We start from the raw sequence: 2490 nt of genomic DNA, 5'->3' as shown, positions 1-2490 counted from the left end.
CGTATCGGCTGCGCGAAACCAAAATACAGGGGCAACGCACTTTGTGAGCTGTATGAACTTCCAGTATCGACGAGCTGATAGCCAAGCAGCTCTGTTGTTCCGGCGCGGTAGACCTTCACCTCAGCTCCTGGGCGGGTGTAATGCCCCTGATCATCAAGGACAAGTACAGCCAGTGAGCGGCCGGGGGCACTGACGGGCAAGACATTGCGATACAGATTGACTCCGCCTTCCCGCTCATGATCGGCCAGCGCGAGATCGAGTGCGCCGTCGTTGTCAAAGTCGGCCCAGACCACGGCATGGTCAGCATCATGCTTCAGCATGTAGCCGGGAGTCACGTCGGTAAACGTGCCGCCATCGTTGTGCCACAGATAGTCCCGGATATTCTCGTGGCCGCTGAGGTATCCATCGGCGTACAGATCGGGCTTTCCATCGTTATCGTAGTCACCCCACCCGGTAGAGACCAGATGAGCGTTGATGCCAAGACCCACCTCCGGCGCCACATCGTGAAACCGAGTCCCGTCGTTCATCAACAACCATGCCGGCCCATAGTTGGCGGCAAAGACATCGAGCTTGCCATCGTTATTGACATCAATCACGCCAAGGCCGACGCTTCCGTAGTTGATGCCTCGGTTCTCCGCCGCGACTCCCAGCTCTTTTGCTTTGTCACTAAAGTGGCCGTAGCCGTTATTTACATAGAAACCATTGGCGTCGCCGTTCTGATTCGCTTCAAACAGGCTCAGATGTCCGCTCTGGTTATAGTCGAACCAGACACCGGCGATGGTCTTGCGCGGATCGCCCAGACCGGTCTTCGCGGTTGCATCGCTGAAGTGACCTTTGCCGTCGTTGTGATAGATCTTGTTTTCCTTCTCACGGAAAGCGACGGCCAGGTCAACCAGACCATCGTTGTCGTAATCCACAAAACTTATCTGTCTCGATTCGCCTGCATCGTAGAGGCCGCTCTCCAGCGCAACCTCGGTGAAGTGCCCGTTGCCATCGTTGCGATACAACCGGTTTGGCACGGTGGAGGTCATGCCGAAGCCCACATAGAGATCGAGCAGACCATCGCCGTTGTAATCACCCCATGCGGCTGAGCGGACCTCGTTGGTATCGATGATGCCGCTCGACAGCGTTACGTCCACAAACTTGCCATGATCGTTGTGATACAGACGATTCATATCGCTGCGATAACCGACATACATATCCGGCCAGCCATCGTTGTCATAGTCGCCAAAGACAATGGTTACCGCGGCCGGGATATTGAAGGTGTCCGCCTGGACGCGTTCGAAGGCTGGATGCTTCTCATGGCTTTCTGCCTCGCTGCAAGGGGCAAGCGTCATCGTCTCTTCCGCGGCTTCCTCCACTTTTGCCTTCGAGAACGCCAGCGGGAAATACGTCCCATTGCCCCATCCCGCAGCCAGATCGGTCGCATGTTTTGCGCCTCCGTTCGCCTGGTTGCCGGGCGCATTCAGCGCCACTGACCTGTCCCAGTTCTGCGGATCAAGGACGAACATGGCAGAGGCGCCATGAAACTCCGATGATCCAGTAGGGCTGACGTTACTGGTCGCCTGAACGGTAAAGGCATCCCCACCACGCGATACGGAATCGAGGTGAAAGACAGCGGCGGTCTCGTCATTCTCCAGGGGGTGACGCAGCTCTGCTTTGTGGACCTTCCCCCATGCCCAGGCGGAGAAATCATCTCCAAATCTCTTATAGATCTCCGCGATACCCTCTTCAAGAGCGGTAACCATGATGCTGTTGCGCTTGGTCACATCCTTTTCCGAGGTCAGCCAATGGATCACCTGTCGAGGATCGGTACTCTTTATCTCTCCCTTCAGGCTCTCCGGTAGGTTCGCTGCATATACCTTCGCCGCTAGCTTGTAGTACCAGAACTCGTACAGTGTCGCCGCCCTGGAGTCCATGGAGACGTCGAAGTTCCACTCCAGCAATGTACGGATGGCATCCTGCGTCGCCGACGTGGCACGAACACCTTTCAGCATCGGCACCAGTTTTTCCGCCACCAGCGATTTGTGGTCGAACTGAAGGTGCTCCATGTCTTCCAGGCTGAATTTCTGTTTTCCACCCAACACCTCCGTGATGCGGTCAAAGCGGTAGGGCGCACTGTACTCGTATCCGAGCGAGCTTTGATACCTGGGAAAGTATCTGCTCACAACATCGTTGTTCGCCGACGCATAGTAACCACGGCTCCCATTCAACTCGCGGGGAAGCGATTCCATCGCTTCGATACCCTGCCACTCATATTTCCCGTCCTTGCCGGGAACCGGCAGCAGGCCATCCCAACCCTTGCGAATCGGCGATGCGGCCGCGGCGATGTAACCGTAGTTCCCTTTCACATCGGCATACACAAGGCTGTGTGACGGCAGGTACCAGGATTTTGCGACTCCCTTTGTAAACTCGTCCCAGTTCTTCGCCTGCATGACATTCAAACTGCCCAGATATCCTGCGCCGCCGGGCATTGATCCTACCCAGCGC

Annotated in this window: 1 protein-coding gene; it reads right to left on the bottom strand. The window is 56.4% G+C overall.

What is annotated here, in order from left to right:
* A partial coding sequence (locus tag AB4043_RS22310; protein WP_442308132.1) for a penicillin acylase family protein occupies positions 1–2474 on the bottom strand: 2474 nt, incomplete at its 3' end.
* Positions 2475–2490: the final 16 nt, after the last annotated feature.

The sequence above is a fragment of the Terriglobus sp. YAF25 genome (genome assembly GCF_052113305.1).
Lineage (GTDB): Bacteria > Acidobacteriota > Terriglobia > Terriglobales > Acidobacteriaceae > Terriglobus.
This window is presented reverse-complemented; position numbering and strand designations above follow the sequence as displayed.